The organism is Sphingomonas sp. (assembly GCF_003248515.1).
In the GTDB taxonomy this organism is placed as follows: domain Bacteria; phylum Pseudomonadota; class Alphaproteobacteria; order Sphingomonadales; family Sphingomonadaceae; genus Sphingomonas_I.
Window position 1 is genome coordinate 114,837 of the sequence record NZ_QFOB01000006.1, and the last position, 16,591, is coordinate 131,427.

Here is a 16,591-nt window from a genome sequence, read left to right on the forward strand (position 1 = left end):
TCAGGGTTTCGGCGTCGATGCGGGTGCAGGCTCGGCCGCAGCGGCCGGCACCGCGGGCGCAGGCACGGGTGGCGGCGCCAGCAGGGCGGCCGTCTCGATCCGGTCGAGCGCATTGTGTGCGAGCACATAGCGCCGCGCGGAGGCGATCCAGTCCTTGGCGTTCGCCGCGCCGGGAAGCCGTGTGACCTCGCCCAGCGCGACATCCACCTGCCCCTGTTCCAGCGCGCGGCGCGCGCGATCGCGGCGATCACCCGGCAAAGCGGAGGGGGCGTCCGCGCGGCGCACGACGAACAGCGAGCTCATCTCGCGCCGGAAGCCGTTCCACCAGCTTTCTCGCGGCGGCTTGGCGACCAGTGAAGGCTCGATCCGCGCAAAACCGTCCTGCAGGCCCGAAAGCGTGACGGGGCGCTGGGCGGACGCGATCGTCATGGCCACGGCCTGCGGATCGACGCCGCCGAAATGGTTGCGCAGCATCGTTTCCAGATAGCCGAGCGGCTGGCCTCGATCGATCATCCGGCGCGCCGCGAAGGCGACGAGCAAGGCTTCCGCGCGATCGGCATTGCCGCTCGCCTCGCGCGCCTGACTGTCGATCGCGGCGATCCGCCCGTCCAGCGCTTCCACGCGCTCGACGATCTCGGGATCCGTCACCACCCGGGGGCTGAGGGCCGGCGCCGGAGCCTCCGCAACCTTCGCCGGCGCGATGGCGGTGGGCGCGGGCTTCACGAGAACGGCCAGCCTGTCCCAATGGCGGACGGCATAACCCATGGCGACGCCGCCGCCCAGAAAGGCCAGCAGGAACAGCATGATCGGCCACAACGCTCTCCGCCGCGGCATCCCGGAATAGTCGCTTGCGTCCATCACACCCCTGCGTCGCCTCGCATCCCCGCGCCTGTTTCGCACAGCCGGGCCGCCGCCGCCAGCAGGGCATCGTCCGTAGGCCGCGCGGCGAGTGCGGTGGCGGCCCACCCCTCTCCCGCCGCGTGCAACGTCTGCGCGCTGATCCCGGCGAGCGCGACATGCCCCGGCGACAGGCCCGCCTCGACCAGCAATGTCCGGAACTGCCCGGCAGCTCTCGGTGAATGGAGCAGGACGACGGCCCCGGCTTCAGAAAGCGCCTCTCGCGCTTCGGCCGGAAGCTCGCCCACAGGCTCCGACCGATAGACGATGATCCGGCGCAGCCCGATATCGTCGCGCGCGATCGCGCGATGATCCGCTCCCGCCAAATGCAACGCCTTCCGAACCCCGCCTGTCGCCGCCCGCTCGAGCAGCTCCGCGCCATCCGAATGGCCGGTAGCCACCACAGAAAGCCCCGCCTCCATAGCCGCGGCGGCCGTCGCCGTGCCAACCGCATGGACCGGAAGCGCCGCCAGCTCCGCCAGCGCAGGCCCCGCATGTCGCACGGCATTGGCGCTCGTCAGAATGATCGCGTCATGCTCTCCGGGATCCGGCACGTCCCACGCAACCGGCTCGATCGCGAACAGGGGCGCCACGATCGCTTCGTGGCCCAGCGCCGCGATCCTTGCCGCCGTAGCGCTCGCGCCCGGCTGCGGACGGAGCACGAGGAAGCGCATCAGCCGGCGAAGAGCGCGCGCAACGCCGGCGCGGCGCGGGCGAGCAGATCGCGGCCGAGCGCCCCCGGCGCGGCCTGATCGTCGGATGCGAATCGCGCTTCGCCCGCGACGTGCATTTCCCCCTGCTCGCCCAACAGTTCGGCACGCAGATGAATGGCGCCCGCCTCCTCCTCCACCGCGAGCGCCGCGACGGGCGAGCGGCAATCGGCGCCCAGCGCAGCGAGGAAAGCGCGCTCTACGGCGACGCAGCGATGCGTCTCCGCATGATCGATCGCGGCGAGCAGGCGCCGCGTTTCGGCGTTCGCCGCCAAAGTCTCGATTCCCACCGCGCCCTGCGCCGGCGCGGGCAGCATCGTCTCGATCGGGATGGCATGGCCGATATCGGCGCGGCCGAGCCGATCGAGCCCGGCGGCGGCCAGCAAGGTCGCATCCGCCTCACCCTCCGCCAGCTTGCGCAGGCGCGTATCGACATTGCCGCGAAACAGCGTGATCGAAAGATCGGGGCGCAGCCGGCGGAGTTGCGCGGCGCGGCGCGGCGACGATGTGCCGATCCGCGCGCCCTGTCCGAGCGACGCGACCGTCTCGGCGCCGATCAGCCGATCGCGCACATCGGCCCGGGGCAGCATCGCCGCGATGACGATGCCATCCGGCCGGATCGTCTCGACATCCTTCATCGAATGGACGGCGAAATCGATCTCGCCCGCGAACAGCGCCCGATCGAGTTCCTTGGTCCACAGCGCCTTGCCGCCGACGTCCGCCAGCGCCCGATCCTGGATGCGATCCCCGCTGGTGCGGATGGCGACGATCTCGATCGCCTGCTCATCCCAGCCGTGCACGGCGCGAAGCGCGCCCGCGACCATATTGGCCTGCGTCAGTGCAAGCGGGGAACCACGGGTGCCGAGACGGAGCGGAAACATGCGCAAGCCCTTAGGGCTTCACAGGCTCGCGCGGAAGTGGAGGGTTGGCCGGGGACTCCGCGGGGTGGGAGATGCAAAGCCCCCGACCATAAGTTCCGATCCTGCGATCGGATTCAGATCAGATGGCGGACGGCGATTTCGAGAAGCCACATGCCGAACCCGCCGCAGAGCGCGAAGGGGAGCATGTTGGGCCTCGCCGGACCGTTCCGAACATCGGACACTGAAACATACCTCGTTGCGGCGGGGCGGGTGTTGGGGGGATGCCCCGCCGCTGGGGCGCCGATAGCGCGGGCGGCCGAAACCTCCGAGTAAACGAATGTAACGGAGCATGACTATTCGGCGGAGCGGCATCTCCCGCAAAGCTTCCCCGGCCGGCGATCAGGCTCTATGCGCCGCCATCATGCTGGTTCTCGGCCTCGAATCCTCCTGCGATGAAACGGCGGCGGCGCTTGTCGACGGCAGCCGCAAGGTTCTGTCCCACAGGTTGGCAACGCAGGAAGACGCGCATCGCCCCTATGGCGGGGTCGTACCCGAGATTGCCGCGCGCGCGCATGTCGAGCGGCTCATCCCGCTGGTGGAAGGCGCGCTGGACGATGCCGGCCTGCGCCTGGCCGATGTGAATGCGATCGCCGCCACGGCCGGGCCGGGCCTGATCGGCGGCGTGATGGTGGGCCTTGTCACCGGCAAGGCGCTGGCACTGGCGACGGGCAAGCCGCTGATCGCGATCAATCATCTGGAAGGGCACGCCCTCTCGCCACGCCTGGCCGATCCGGATCTGGCCTTTCCCTATGCGCTGCTGCTCGTCTCGGGCGGCCATTGCCAGTTGCTCGAGGTGCGCGGGCCAGGCGATTACCGGCGGCTCGCCACCACGATCGACGACGCCGCCGGCGAGGCCTTCGACAAGACGGCCAAGCTGCTCGGCCTCGGTTTTCCCGGCGGCCCGGCGGTGGAAAAGGCCGCGCTGCTGGGCGATCCGTTCGCCGTGCCCCTGCCCCGCCCCCTGCTCGGTTCGCAGGAGCCGCATTTCTCCTTCGCGGGCCTCAAGAGCGCCGTCCTGCGCGCGCGCGACGCGGGCCTGTATCGGCCGGAAGATATCGCCGCCTCCTTCACGCAGGCCGTGATCGATTGCCTGATCGACAGGACGGCACGGGGCCTGCGACGGATGGAGGCGCCCACCGCGCTGGTCGTCGCCGGGGGCGTCGCCGCCAACAGCGCGATCCGCGCCGCGCTGGAGCGGCTGGCAGTCGATCACGGCCTGCCTTTCATCGCGCCGCCCGGCTGGCTCTGCACGGATAATGCGGCGATGATCGCCTGGGCCGGGATCGAGCGTCATGCGTTGGGCTGGGACGATCCCCTCGATGTGGCGGCGCGCGCGCGCTGGCCGCTGGATCCATCCGCCGAAAAGGCACGCGGCGCCGGAGTGAAGGCATGAAGCATATCGGCGTGATCGGAGCGGGTGCGTGGGGCACGGCGCTGGCGCAGGTGGCGGCGCAGAACGGCCCCGTCACGCTCTGGGCGTTCGAGCCCGAAGTGGCCGCCGCGATTAACGAGGTGCGAGAGAACAGCGCCTTCCTTGCCGGCGTACCGCTTTCGCCCGCCATCCGCGCCACCGCGCATATCGCCGATCTGGCGGCGTGCGATGCGCTGCTCGTGGTGACGCCCGCCCAGCATATGCGCGTGATCCTGCGTGCCGCGCCGGTTGACTCCACGCCGTTGCTGCTCTGCGCCAAGGGGATAGAGGCCGGCACGATGGCGCTGATGTCCGAAGCGGCCGCCGATGCCTGCCCGGATGCGCCGCTTGCCGCCCTTTCCGGGCCGACCTTCGCGGCGGAGGTCGCATCTGGCCTTCCCACAGCGGTGACGCTTGCCTGCGCGGACGAAGGGCTCGGACGGCGGCTGTCGGAACGCATCGCCCTGCCCTCCTTCCGCCCCTATCGATCGACCGACGTGATCGGCGCGGAGATTGGCGGTGCGGTGAAGAACGTGCTCGCCATCGCCTGCGGGATCGTCGAAGGTGCGGCACTGGGCCGCAATGCGCGCGCGGCGCTGATCGCGCGCGGCTTCGCGGAAATGACGCGCTTCGGCCTCGCCCGTGGCGCCCGCGCGGAAACCTTGGCCGGCCTGGCGGGTCTTGGCGATCTGGTGCTCACCTGCTCGTCCGAACAGTCGCGCAATTTTTCGCTCGGCCTTGGCATAGGCCGGGGCGAAAGCGTGGCGTCCCTTATGTCCGATCGGCGCACGGTGGCGGAAGGGGCGTTCACCGCGCCCGTGCTGGTGCGGGCCGCCCGCGCGGCGGGCGCGGACATGCCGATCGCGGAGGCGGTTGCCTCCCTGCTCGCCGGAGACTGGACCGTCGCCGAGGCGATCGAGGCGCTGCTGGCGCGGCCGCTCCGAAGCGAGGGCTGATCGGCGCCCGTGCGTGTCCGGTCGGTGGATGGGATCGGCCGGCCAAGCATTGCGATAGAGGCCGCCGCGTGCCAGATTCCCGCCATTCTTGGGGGGAAATGAAAATGCGCTGCCTGCGCCTGATCGCGCTTTGCCTTGTTGCCGCGAGTCCGGCCCTGTCGCGCCCGGCTCCCTCGCAGACCGAGGGGCTGCGGCGGGCCGTCACCCGGTTCGCACCCGCCACCCCCGGCCACCTGGGCGTCGCGGCTATCGATCTGGAGAGTGGCGCCACGCTTTCGATCGAGGGTGACGCCCGCTTCCCGATGGCGAGCACCGTCAAGATCGCCGTTGCCGCCGCCTTTCTCCACCAGGTGGAACAGGGGCGCCACCGGCTCGACGAGATGTTCACCCTCGACGAGACGATGCGTGCCCGATCCGAGGGGATTACGGAAACGCTGCCGCACCCCGGCGTCGCGCTCTCGGCGCTAAACCTTCTCGAACTGATGCTGACGGTGAGCGACAACACCGCCGCCGACATGCTGATCGGGGCTGTCGGCGGGCCGCAGGCCGTAACCGACTGGCTCAAGGCTTCGGGCATCGAGGGGCAGCGCGCGGATCGCAGCATCGCCCGCCTGATCCTGGACGATGGCAACAAGCCGATGACGCCGGGCCTGAACGAGGCACAATCCCTCGCCCGCTTCGAACCGGTCGAGCCATGGAAGACGGATACCGAAGTGTGGCCGCCCAATCCCGCCTTCGACGCCGATCCGCGCGACAGTTCCACCCCGCTCGCCATGGCCACTCTTCTCGCCAGGCTCCATCAGGGCAAGCTGCTCTCGCCCGATCATACCAGGCTGCTGTTCGAGATCATGGCCCGCTGCAAGACGGGCAAGCCCAGGGTGATCGCCCTGCTCCCGCCCGATACGCCATGGGCGCACAAGACGGGCACGCTCGCTGGCATATCCAACGATGTCGGCGTGCTGACGCTCCCCAACGGCCACCACCTCGTCGTCGCGCTGTTCGCCTATGGCATCGCCGATGCCGCCGCGCGCAACCGGATGCTCGCGGATGTCGGGCGGCTGCTTTACGATGGCTTCCTGATCCTCCCGCCCTCGCCCGCCAGATGAACTGACGGCGCCGGCATCGCCCCGGAGAGCCGCCGGTTCAGGGGCGCTCGATCTCCATCCAGTCATGCTGCGGCCGGCGATAATATTGGTCGAGTATCTCCAGCGCCATGCCGGTGGGCTTCACAGACTGGGAATTCCACAGGATCGCGACGCCCACCTTCTCGGCCGGATCGAACAGGATCATCGATCGATAGCCGCTCACGGCGCCGCGATGGCCGACAAGCTGATGCCCCTCATAATCGGTCTGGCGGAAGCCCAGTCCGTAACTGTTGAGCTTCTGGATCCGATCGTAGGGCGCCGATCCGTGCGGCGTATAGACGCGCGGCACGTGCAGCGTGAACAGCAGGCGCTGATTGAGCACGTTGGGCGCCCCGCCCATCTGCGCGCGCATCCAGATGCCCAGATCGATGATCGAACTGTTCATGCCGCCCGCCGCCGGCACGCGATAATAGGCTTCCTCGACAGGAAGCGTGCGGCGGCCATTGTGCGGCTGCGCCCAGCTCTTGGCGGTAATCAGCCCCTCGCGCGTGGTATTCGCGCTCGTCATGCCGAGCGGCCCGAAGATCAGATCATGGGCGGCCTGATCGTACGTCTTGCCCGTCGCCTTCTCGATCGCCTCGTGGACCAGATCATAGCCGACATTCTGATAGCCGAAGCACGTGCCGGGCGGGCACATCGGATAAAGCGGCTCGAACGAGCGGCGGATCTCCGCCGGATCGACATTGTCTTCCAGCCGATCATCATAGGCATTCTTGACGATGCCCAGGCGGTGGGAGAGCGCGTCCGCCAGCGTCGCGACATTCTCATTGCCCTTGGGGAGGCGGATCGACGAGGACCATTTCGCGACGGGATCGTCGAGCGAAAGCTTGCCCCGCTGATCCAGCAGGGCCGTCATCGTTGCCGCCACGCCCTTTGACACCGAAGCCCAGCGGAAGAGCGTGGTCGGTAGCACCTTGTCGCCGCTATCGGCCTTGGTTTCGCCATAGCCCTTCACGAAGGCCAACTGGCCATCCTCGACCACGGCAATCCCCATGCCGATCATGTCGCGCCGGCGCATGAGGGTCTCCGCCCGCGCCTCCACGCGATCGAAATCGATGCGGCCGTGCCTGGGATCCATCGGCCCGGCACCCAGCTTTCGCTCGGCGCGCGCGGCGATGCGCTGCCCCTGCCTGGCCGGCGTGAAATTGTGGCGCGCGAGCACGATGATCTCGACGAGCACGACCAGCAAAAGCAGCGCGATCAGGCTGCGCATCACCAGTGGCTCGCGCCAGAAAGCGCGGCGGCTGCGGGGGATTTTTGGGGAAGGTGGCGTCACGAAACTCTGGTCTTGTTGTCACGGCCAGATGTCGCGGACAGGCCCGCCCGCGTCAACGAAAGCCGCAACGCTTCGCCGCGCATGTGGTGCGACGAGGCGTTTAGGCCGGCACGCGCGAAGGGAGTTCAGGTCCTGATGCGGAATGTCATGCCATAAGTGCGCGGATCGCTGGGCGTGCCGAGGATCAGGCCCGAATTGCCGGCCTGGATCGTCAGATTCTGGATGTAGTGCGACGCGAACAGATTGCGTGCGAAGAGCGCGACCTCCCAGCCCTTGTCGGAACGGAAGCCGAGGCTGCCGTTGGTGACATTATAACCGTGGATGAAGGTGTAGCGGGAGAGCGACGGATCGCCATAATAGCCGCTGCGCCACGCGCTATCGGCATGAAGCACGATGGCACCACCCGGCACCGGCGGCGTCCAGTCGCCGCCGAGCGTGCCCACCCAGGTCGGCAGGCCGGAAAGGCGCCGGCCGGTGAGATTGCAGGCCGCCGTTGCCGACGTCTGATATTCCAGAGGACACGGCCCGGCGGGATAATCGGCATAGCGGCCATGCGCATATTCCAGCGCGGCGCGCAGCGAGAGCGTGTGCGTCACGAGTGCGGTGGCGTCCGCCTCGATCCCCTTCACCACCACCCCGGGAATGTTGGAGAGATAGCCGCGCAGCGCCACCGTCTGGCTGCTGTCCACGATCGTCGCCTGGAAATCGGTGACCCGCGTATAATAGGCATCCGCATTCAGGATCAGCCGCCGATCGAACAGGCGCGTCTTGATCCCCGCTTCCCAGGTGGTGTTCTTCTCCGGCCGCACGACGGCGGTGGAAAGGGCCGGCTGGTTGGCAGAGGTCAGCGCGAGGCCAGACATGTTGATCCCGCCCGATTTGAAGCCGCGCGCGAAGCTTCCATAGGCCATGATATCGTCGGTCAGCTGATAGCTCAGGTTCGCCCGCCCCGAGAGGCTGCCGTCATTGTCCCGCGCGGCATAGCTTTGCGGCCGCAGGATCGAGAGCTTGGCGTTGGCCAGCGTCGTGTTCGTGGTGGACAATCCGCCGAAGACGAACGTGTCATAGGTGCCGCGCTTGCGCTCATAGGTGTAACGCAGCCCCCCCGTGGCCGTCAGTCGCGACAGGATGCGCCAGTTCACCTCGCCGAACGCGGCATAGCTTTTCGAACGGAAATCGGTGGTGCCGTCCGTGCCATATCCATCCAGCAGGTTCTGCGGATACTGGCTGGCCGGGCCGAGCAGCCAATAGGTGGCGGATGGCCCGTAAATGCTGATCGGATGGCCCCGCAGGCTCTGCTGGAAATAATAGAGGCCGGCGACATACGAGATCGGGCCATCACCGTTCGAGGCGACGCGCACTTCCTGGCTGAACTGGTGCTGGAGCGAAGGGATGTGCTGCGTCAGCTGGATCGGAATGCCGGTGTAGTCACGGTCGTTCGCTGCATCCCAGTCCCAGAAACGCCATCCGGAGACGGAGGTGATCGTGGCCCCGCCCATATCCCAGTCGGCTATCGCGGTGACGCCACCCTCGCTGGTGGAGACATCCAGCTGTGCGTCGATATCGGTCACGCGATCATAGGGATCCGTGCTGGGCGGCGTGTAGCCGATACCGGCGGCCAGTGCCGGATACTGACGGGCGGCCGATCGCTGGCTCTGGCCGACGCGCAAATAGACCTGCGTGCAGCAATTGCTGGAAAAGCCCGTATAATCCCCGATCAGGCGCAGCTTGAACGTCTCGGTCGGGGTGAACAGCAATTGCCCGCGCACCGCCTGATTGCCGATGCCATTGTGATCACCGCCTTTCACATTGCGGATCACGCCGTCGCGCCGTGTCGAAAGGGCGGAAAGGCGGATGGCGAGCTTGTCCTCCACGATCGGCGCGGAGGCCGAGGCGCGCACCTGCACGAAACGGTAATTGCCCAGCGAAAGCTCGGCCGATCCTTCAGGCGTGAAGCTCGGCGCCTTCGTCGTGATGTTGATCGCGCCGGCGGTGGTGTTCTTGCCGAACAGCGTTCCCTGCGGACCGCGCAACACCTCGATCTGCTCGATGTCCGAAAAGTCGAACGCGGCCGTCGCCGGGCGCGCATGATAGACCTGATCGACATAGAAGCCGACGCCCGGCTCCAGCCCGTCATTGGCCTGGCTGACCGCCACCACGCTGGAGCCGAGGCCTCGGATCGTGAAGGCCGTGTTGCGGGGATTGGCCGAACTGTAGTTCAGGCTGGGCGCGAGCAGGCTGAGCCCTTGCGTGTTCACCGTATAGCTGCGCTCGATCAGTTCGCTTCCCACCACGGAAAGCGCCGCGGGCACATGCTGCGCGTCCTCCGTCCGGCGCCGGGCCGTCACCACCACCTCGGGCAGGCCGGCCAGCCCGGAGGATGCTTCAGGCGCAGGCGCAGCCGCCGGCTCCGCATGCACCTCTCCCGCCAGCGCGGATGCCATAAGGATCGCGGCGAGCGCGGTAGCGGCCGATGTCATTGAATACCCCCCTCGGCATATCGCCGAATCTCTATATTCATTGATATATAGAGATGATCCGCGCCGAGATACTCCGCCCGGGCGAACGGGATTCAGGCTTCGGGCACCGCCTCTCTCGCAGGTGGAACGGGCGTATCGCGGAGCATCGCCGCCAGTTCGCGGCAGGGCGGGCTTTCGGCCAGGGCGGCGGAGGCGGCCTCCAGCGCGCGATAGGCATCGATGGCGCGCCGGCCTGCAGGCGTGAGCCGCGCGCCGCGTTCGCGGCCACCGCCCGCCAGCGTTTCCACCACCGGATCGACGAAGCAGCGGTTCATCTCATCGACGAGCAACCACGCACGGCGATAGCTCATGTCCATCGCGCGCGCGGCACCGGATATCGAATGCTCCCGATCGATCGCGGCCAGCAGATCGGCCTTGCCCGGCCCCATGGCGAAACGATCGCCGCAAAGAAGCCGCAGCTTAACCAGCAGGGATCCGATTTTCATCTGCAACCTCCTTTCGCGGCGGCCCGTATTTGATCGCGCGCCGGGATATGGCATCATTGGATTGGGTTTGGACTGGGGAGGGATTGACCGTGGCAACGCTTGCGACAAAGCCGTCGCGCATCGGGAAGGACGAACGCTTCTTCTTCATCAGCGCGATCATCATGACGGCTGTGCTGGTGCTCGGCTTCTCCGTGCAGTTCGCGTTCGGCCGATCATCCTTCGCATCCCCCCTCAGGGTCCATCTCCACGCGCTCATCTTCTTCGGCTGGACGATGCTGTATCTACTCCAGAACATTCTGGTGGGAACGGGCTATCGAGACATTCACAGGAAACTCGGCTGGCTTTCGGTCGCCTGGATGCCGGCCATGATCGTGATGGGAAGCTGGGTCACGGTCGTTCTGGTCCGGGCGGGCCATGTCCCCTTCTTCTTCCAGCCGCTCTATTTCCTCATCATGGATCCGATGACGGTGCTGGTCTTCGCAGGCCTGACGGCGGGCGCGATCGCGCTGCGCCGGAAGACCCAGTGGCACAGGCGGCTGGCCTTCTGTGGCATGACGATCCTGCTCGGGCCAGGCGTGGGGCGGCTGCTGCCGATGCCGCTGCTGATCCCCTATGCCGGATGGGGGGTGTTCGCCGTCATCATCCTCTTCCCGCTGGCGGGCATGATCCGCGATCTGCGCGCCGCCGGCCGCGTCCATCCCGCCTGGTGGTGGGGCGCCGGCACGATCGTGGCGATGCAGGTCGCGATCGATCTGATCGCGTTCAGCCCGCCGGGGCTCGCCATCTATGGCTTCGTCACGGCAGGATCGCCTGGGGCCGATATCGCACCCCTCGCCTTCCCGCCCTTTCCCGGTGCACCGCCCGCGCCCTGAGTGGGCCTCAGGAGATATAGTGCGCCGTCGTCTTGGCGGCGATCTCTTCCGGCGTCACGCCCGGCGCCAGTTCGATCAGCTTGAACGGGCTCCGGTGATCGGGGCGCTGGAACACGCACAGATCGGTCACGATCATGTCCACCACGTTCGTGCCCGTCAGCGGCAGCGTGCATTTGGGGATGAATTTGGGGCTTCCGTCCTTGGAGGTATGCTCCATCACGACGATGATCTTCTTCACGCCGGCGACGAGATCCATCGCGCCGCCCATGCCCTTCACCATCTTGCCCGGAATCATCCAATTGGCGATGTCGCCATTCTCGGCCACTTCCATCGCGCCCAGCACGGTGAGATCGATGTGTCCGCCACGGATCATCGCGAAGCTGTCCGACGACGAGAAATAGCTCGACGAGGGAAGTTCGCTGATCGTCTGCTTGCCCGCATTGATGAGGTCGGCATCCTCTTCCCCTTCATAGGGAAAAGGCCCGATGCCCAGCATGCCATTCTCGCTCTGGAGCGTCACGGTCATGCCTTCGGGCACGTTGTTCGCGACCAGCGTAGGGATGCCGATGCCGAGATTGACGTAGAAACCGTCCTGAAGCTCGCGCGCGGCCCGCGCCGCCATCTGGTTGCGATCCCAAGGCATCAGTTGAGGCTCCCGTCCTGAATGGTCGTCTGGCTGCGCAGCGCCTCGCTCAGGCCCTCCGCGATCTTTTGCAGCGCGGCATCCTCGCCGATCGACCAGGTGCCGGCATAGGCGCGTGCCGCGTGACGGATCGTATCCGCCATCAGATAGCCGAACATGCGCGGATCCTCGAGCCGGAACGCCGCGATCCACACGCTGGCGCCGCCTTCGTCATTGATCCAGATGCGCGCGATCTCAGAGGAATCCTTGCCCAGATCCTCCCCGCCCTCCAGAGAGATGCGGCCCGGTGGCTCCCACACGCTCATCGCACGCCACCGACTGGCCCCGGCCAGCGATGATCGGGGAACACCTGCTCCAGCGTTCCGGCATCGCCGGGGCCATAAGCGGGGTTCGGCATCAGGAACCAACCCTGCCCCCAGCGCGCCGCCACCGCCGGCTGCGCCGCCAGCGCGCGCCGGGCGACCGGATCCAGCCCTTTTGCGTTGAAGAGATCGCTGAAATCGCCGAGCTGATCGCCCGCCATCGCCACCACGCAGAAGCGCATGGACACGGCCGCGCGGCGTGCATCCTTTCCGCTGCCCGCGCCCGCATCGCGCAGGAACATCGTCTCGCCGGGCGTCGCGGGGCCGAGGCCCGCCGCCGCGAGAGAGCGGACCGCCTGCTCGGCGAAACGCGTCTGCCGGTTGCTGATGAAGATCGGGGTCACACCCGCCGCGCGCAGGGAGGCCAATGCCTCGACCGAGCCCGGAACCGGATCGACGAGACCCGCCCCATCCCGTTCCCACACATCCCAACGCGCGGCATCGAACGGCGGATCGCCGCGCTTCGCGGAATCATAATTGGCGCCGGTGTTGAGGATCGCCGTCTCGTCCATGTCGAGCACGATCGCCGGCGGCCTGGCACCGCAATCCGCCCAGCGCGGCGCATCGAGGCTTGCGCCGTCGGCCAGCACGGCTCCCTCGATCGCTTCGCCCCGCTTGCGCGCCGCGACGCGATCCAGAACATAGCGGGAGAGCGCACCATAAGATTGGCGGGAAATCGCCGCCGCCTCGGCCGAACCGAGCCACTGAAAGACCTTGGGCACGGCCTGCGGCACGGCGGCAGGCGCCGGAGGCGCTTCCACGGCCGTTCTTGCGGCCGGCATCGTCGCGCAGGCCGAAAGCGCCAGGCAGGCGGCGCCGGCCAGCGCCGGGCGGAGCATCACGCCGCCTCGCGCGGACGCGTCGTGCGGAACTCGATCTTCTTGTCGTAGGGCGCGCCCACGATCATGCGCTTCACGTAGATGCCGGGCACATGGATGCAATCGGGATTCAGGCTCCCGACCGGCACGATTTCCTCCACTTCGGCAACCGTCATCTTCGAAGCCGTGGCCATCGGCTGGTTGAAGTTGCGCGCCGTCTTGCGGAACAGGAGGTTGCCGCTCTCGTCGGCCTTCCAGCCCTTGATGATCGAAAGATCGGCGACGATGCCGCGCTCCAGCACATAGGTCTCGCCATCGAAGACCTTGGTTTCCTTGCCATCCGCCACGATCGTGCCGACGCCCGTCTTCGTGTAGAACCCCGGAATGCCCGCGCCGCCTGCCCGGCAGCGTTCGGCCAGCGTCCCCTGGGGGCAGAATTCCACCTCCAGCTCACCCGCCAGATATTGCCGCTCGAATTCCTTGTTCTCGCCCACATAGGACGAGATCATCTTGGCGATCTGGCGCGAGCGAAGAAGCTTGCCGAGGCCGACATTATCGATGCCCGCATTGTTGGAGACGACGGTGAGGCCCTTGACGCCCGAAGCCTCGATCGCGTCGATCAGCCGCTCCGGCAGGCCCGAAAGGCCGAAGCCGCCCGAACAGATGGTCATCCCGTCCCGCAGCAGCCCGGCAAGGGCCTCCGTCGCGTCGGAATAGATCTTGCTCGCCATGTCGGTTGCCCCTCCCGCGTCGCCGATTTCGGCGGCTTAGGAGCGCGCGCGACAGGCGTCAACGGCGGTCGCCACCTCTCTGTATCGCCACCCGGCCCGTGGCTGCTATGAGCGCGCGTCGCGTGCCGGAATCGACGGGCACGGAGGAGAAACGATCGATCATGACGCTGTCCATGTATGACGCATCCGTGCCCATGTTCGTCCGTCAGTTCAGGGCGCTCGACGCCATCATCGCCAAGGGTGAGGCGCATGCGGCCGCCACCGGCATGGATCCGCGCGAAATCTTCGATTCGCGCCTCGCGCCGGACATGCTGCCCTTCCCCAAGCAGATCCAGATCGCCAGCGACATGGCCAAGGGCGGCGTCGCCCGCCTGGCCGGCGAGACACCACCCAGCTGGCCCGATGACGAGGCGGATCTGCCCGCCCTGCGTGCGCGGATCCAAAAGACGATCGCCTATATCCAGAGCGTCTCCGCCGATCAGATCCGCGACAGCGAACAGCGGGACATTTCGCTGAAGGCCGGAGCGAACGAGCTTCACTTCAAGGGGCAGGCCTATCTGCTCGATTTCGTGATCCCGAACTTCTATTTCCACATCACCACGGCTTATGCCCTCCTGCGCCAGAAAGGCGTTCAGATCGGCAAGCGCGACTATCTGGGCCTGTAAGGGAGCATCGCCCCGTGGAGGATGCACGGCCGCTCCTTCTGTTCGATTCCGGCATAGGCGGGCTTTCGGTGCTGCGCGCGGTGCGCGCGCTGATGCCGCAGGCACCGATTGTCTATGTCGCGGATAATGGCGGCTTTCCCTATGGCACGAAGAGCGAGGCGGAGATTGCGGCCCGCGTGCCCGCGCTGCTCGGCCGGCTGGCCGAGCGATACCGGCCACGCCTGATCTGCATCGCCTGCAACACCGCCTCCACCATCGCGCTGGCGGGCGTGCGGGCGGCGCTGGATCTTCCAGTGGTGGGCACAGTGCCCGCGATCAAGCCGGCAGCTCTCCTCTCGAAGACACGCGCCATCGGCGTGCTCGGCACGGATGCGACCGTTCGCCAGCCCTATGTCGACGATCTCTCCGCGCGTTTCGCGCAGGATTGCCTCGTTCTGCGCCACGGATCGGCACGCCTGGTCGAGCTTGCGGAGGCCAGCCTGCGCGGGCAACCCACGCCGGATGCCGACTATCGCACCGCGCTGGATGGCCTGCTGGAACAGGAGGGCGGCGACAGGATCGATACGATCGTGCTCGCCTGCACGCATTTCCCGCTCGTCGCGGATCGCCTGGCGGCTGTCGCGCCACGGCCGATCGCCTTCGTGGATGGTGCGGAAGGCATTGCCCGCCGGATCGCCTTCCTCACCGAAGGCCAGGCGTGGCCGGCCGATCCCGGTGCCGGCCTTGCCGTCTTCACCGCTCCGCTGGACATATCCGATGCGCTGCGTACCTCCCTCGCGGAGATGGGGCTGGAGCGGATCATGGCACTTTAGTAGGGTATGTTAACGGCCGCTTTTGGCTGGAAAGAAAAGGGGGACGGCGTTATGGGCGGCGATCCCTCGGAGAGGTTCTGACGTTGGATTATCAGCGCGTTTTCACCCAGGCGATCGATCGGCTGCATGCGGAAGGCCGTTATCGCGTGTTCATCGATATTTTGCGCAACAAGGGCATGTTCCCGAATGCGCGCTGTTTCGCCGGGCATAACGGACCGAAGCCGATCACCGTATGGTGCTCGAACGACTATCTCGCGATGGGCCAGCATCCGAATGTGATCGCCGCGATGGAAGAGGCGCTGCACGATGTCGGCGCCGGATCGGGCGGCACGCGCAATATCGGCGGCAACACCCATTATCATATCGATCTGGAAGCCGAACTGGCCGATCTCCACGGCAAGGAAGGCGCCCTCCTCTTCACGAGCGGCTATGTTTCCAACGAAGCCTCGCTCGCGACGCTCGCCAAGGTGCTGCCGGGCTGCATCATCTTTTCGGATGAGCTCAATCACGCCTCGATGATCGCCGGCATCCGCAATTCCGGCTGCGAGAAGCGCATCTTCCGCCACAATGATCTCGAGCATCTTGAGGAGCTGCTGGCGGCGGAATCCCGCGAGGTGCCCAAGCTGATCGCGTTCGAGAGCGTCTATTCGATGGATGGCGATATCGCACCGATCCACGCCATCTGCGATCTGGCGGACAAATATAACGCGCTCACCTATCTCGACGAGGTTCATGCCGTTGGCATGTATGGCCCGCGCGGTGGCGGCATTTCCGATCGTGACAGCGCGGCGCACCGGCTGACGATCATCGAAGGCACGCTGGGCAAGGCCTTTGGCGTGATGGGCGGATATATCTCCGCCGATCAGGTGATCATCGATGTGATCCGCTCCTACGCGCCGGGCTTCATCTTCACGACCAGCCTGTCGCCGGTGCTGGTGGCGGGCGCTCTGGCCAGCGTGCGGCACCTGAAGGCCAGTTCCATGGAGCGCGAGGGCCAGCAGGCGGCCGCCGCGAAGCTCAAGGAACTGATGGCCGAAGCGGGGCTCCCCGTCATGCCGTCCACCACGCATATCGTGCCGCTGATGGTGGGCGATCCGGTTCGCGCCAAGCGGATCAGCGATATCCTGCTCGCGGAATATGGTGTCTATGTGCAGCCCATCAACTATCCCACCGTGCCGCGCGGCACTGAGCGCCTGCGGTTCACGCCGGGCCCGGCGCACAGCGTGGAGATGATGGAGGAGCTGGTCGCGGCGCTGGTGGAAATCTGGGATCGGCTGGAGCTGCGGCTCGCCGCCTGAGGCCGAACCGGTTGGGGCTCCGCATCCGGAAGGTTTGCACGCAGCCTGCCATATAGGAGGGCGGCCCATAGCGCCCTTGCCTGCAATTGACGGCCGGATGAAGGGTTGGC

17 protein-coding genes are annotated in these 16,591 nt (G+C 66.9%); 7 read left to right on the forward strand and 10 right to left on the reverse strand.

The features are described 5' to 3' along the window. The 3 genes from DI605_RS11620 to hemC are packed head-to-tail and all read right to left on the reverse strand — an operon-like array spanning position 1 to position 2,488. Positions 1 to 804, reverse strand: a complete 804-nt coding sequence (locus tag DI605_RS11620; protein ID WP_293973668.1) for a hypothetical protein — start codon at positions 802 to 804, stop codon at positions 1 to 3. A 53-nt stretch (positions 805 to 857) separates the two neighbouring features. Then, entirely contained in the window at positions 858 to 1,559 is a 702-nt protein-coding gene (locus DI605_RS11625) for a uroporphyrinogen-III synthase (protein ID WP_293973671.1), read from the reverse strand. 11 nt (positions 1,560 to 1,570) lie between these two features. Further along, positions 1,571 to 2,488, reverse strand: a complete 918-nt coding sequence (gene hemC, locus DI605_RS11630) for a hydroxymethylbilane synthase (RefSeq protein ID WP_293973674.1) — start codon at positions 2,486 to 2,488, stop codon at positions 1,571 to 1,573. Positions 2,489 to 2,885: 397 nt separating this feature from the next. On the opposite strand from hemC, the gene tsaD reads away from it, so the two are divergent. From tsaD to bla, 3 genes are all read left to right on the forward strand, one after another. Beyond that, positions 2,886 to 3,920 carry a tRNA (adenosine(37)-N6)-threonylcarbamoyltransferase complex transferase subunit TsaD gene (tsaD, locus tag DI605_RS11635; RefSeq protein WP_293974448.1) on the forward strand — a complete coding sequence of 345 codons (1,035 nt, stop codon included), beginning with the start codon at positions 2,886 to 2,888 and terminating at the stop codon, positions 3,918 to 3,920. Then, positions 3,917 to 4,894, forward strand: coding sequence for an NAD(P)H-dependent glycerol-3-phosphate dehydrogenase (locus DI605_RS11640; RefSeq protein WP_293973677.1), 978 nt, complete (start codon positions 3,917 to 3,919; stop codon positions 4,892 to 4,894). Before tsaD ends, DI605_RS11640 begins: the two co-directional genes overlap by 4 nt. 104 nt (positions 4,895 to 4,998) lie before the next feature. After that, positions 4,999 to 6,000: a class A beta-lactamase gene (gene bla / locus DI605_RS11645; protein ID WP_293973680.1), complete on the forward strand. Its 1,002-nt coding sequence runs from the start codon at positions 4,999 to 5,001 to the stop codon at positions 5,998 to 6,000. Positions 6,001 to 6,037: 37 nt separating this feature from the next. Here the strand turns inward: bla and DI605_RS11650 are convergent, their stop codons facing one another. The 3 genes from DI605_RS11650 to DI605_RS11660 all read right to left on the reverse strand — a co-directional run bounded on the left by DI605_RS11650 (position 6,038) and on the right by DI605_RS11660 (position 10,280). Further along, positions 6,038 to 7,252 carry a serine hydrolase gene (locus DI605_RS11650; RefSeq protein ID WP_293973683.1) on the reverse strand — a complete coding sequence of 405 codons (1,215 nt, stop codon included), beginning with the start codon at positions 7,250 to 7,252 and terminating at the stop codon, positions 6,038 to 6,040. A 188-nt stretch (positions 7,253 to 7,440) separates the two neighbouring features. After that, on the reverse strand, positions 7,441 to 9,795 hold the full coding sequence (locus DI605_RS11655; protein WP_293973686.1) for a TonB-dependent receptor: 2,355 nt from the start codon (positions 9,793 to 9,795) through the stop codon (positions 7,441 to 7,443). Between the two features lie 92 nt (positions 9,796 to 9,887). Then, positions 9,888 to 10,280, reverse strand: coding sequence for a winged helix-turn-helix domain-containing protein (locus DI605_RS11660; protein ID WP_293973689.1), 393 nt, complete (start codon positions 10,278 to 10,280; stop codon positions 9,888 to 9,890). An 89-nt stretch (positions 10,281 to 10,369) separates the two neighbouring features. Here DI605_RS11660 and DI605_RS11665 point away from each other — a divergent pair, with 89 nt between their 5' ends. Beyond that, positions 10,370 to 11,152 carry a hypothetical protein gene (locus DI605_RS11665; protein ID WP_293973691.1) on the forward strand — a complete coding sequence of 261 codons (783 nt, stop codon included), beginning with the start codon at positions 10,370 to 10,372 and terminating at the stop codon, positions 11,150 to 11,152. A gap of 7 nt (positions 11,153 to 11,159) precedes the next feature. Here DI605_RS11665 and DI605_RS11670 read toward each other — a convergent pair whose 3' ends face one another. Genes DI605_RS11670 through DI605_RS11685 form a run of 4 tightly spaced genes read right to left on the reverse strand, consistent with a single transcriptional unit; the run spans position 11,160 to position 13,706 of the window. After that, positions 11,160 to 11,795 (reverse strand): 3-oxoacid CoA-transferase subunit B, encoded by a 636-nt coding sequence (locus tag DI605_RS11670; protein ID WP_293973694.1) that lies wholly within the window; start codon positions 11,793 to 11,795, stop codon positions 11,160 to 11,162. Then, positions 11,795 to 12,100 (reverse strand): DUF5076 domain-containing protein, encoded by a 306-nt coding sequence (locus tag DI605_RS11675; protein WP_293973697.1) that lies wholly within the window; start codon positions 12,098 to 12,100, stop codon positions 11,795 to 11,797. Before DI605_RS11675 ends, DI605_RS11670 begins: the two co-directional genes overlap by 1 nt. After that, positions 12,097 to 12,996, reverse strand: a complete 900-nt coding sequence (locus DI605_RS11680) for an HAD family acid phosphatase (protein ID WP_293973700.1) — start codon at positions 12,994 to 12,996, stop codon at positions 12,097 to 12,099. The genes DI605_RS11675 and DI605_RS11680 overlap by 4 nt, the downstream gene beginning before the upstream one ends. Beyond that, positions 12,996 to 13,706: a CoA transferase subunit A gene (locus DI605_RS11685; protein WP_293973702.1), complete on the reverse strand. Its 711-nt coding sequence runs from the start codon at positions 13,704 to 13,706 to the stop codon at positions 12,996 to 12,998. Before DI605_RS11685 ends, DI605_RS11680 begins: the two co-directional genes overlap by 1 nt. Positions 13,707 to 13,813: 107 nt before the next feature. Here DI605_RS11685 and DI605_RS11690 point away from each other — a divergent pair, with 107 nt between their 5' ends. The 3 genes from DI605_RS11690 (at position 13,814) to hemA (ending at position 16,481) form a co-directional block, all read left to right on the forward strand. Then, the gene (locus DI605_RS11690) at positions 13,814 to 14,371 is read left to right on the forward strand and encodes a DUF1993 family protein (RefSeq protein WP_293973705.1); all 558 of its coding nucleotides are present in this window, start codon (positions 13,814 to 13,816) and stop codon (positions 14,369 to 14,371) included. A 14-nt stretch (positions 14,372 to 14,385) separates the two neighbouring features. Next, the gene (gene murI, locus DI605_RS11695; RefSeq protein WP_293973707.1) at positions 14,386 to 15,183 is read left to right on the forward strand and encodes a glutamate racemase; all 798 of its coding nucleotides are present in this window, start codon (positions 14,386 to 14,388) and stop codon (positions 15,181 to 15,183) included. A gap of 83 nt (positions 15,184 to 15,266) precedes the next feature. Continuing rightward, positions 15,267 to 16,481: a 5-aminolevulinate synthase gene (hemA, locus tag DI605_RS11700; RefSeq protein ID WP_293973710.1), complete on the forward strand. Its 1,215-nt coding sequence runs from the start codon at positions 15,267 to 15,269 to the stop codon at positions 16,479 to 16,481. Positions 16,482 to 16,591 lie beyond the last annotated feature (110 nt).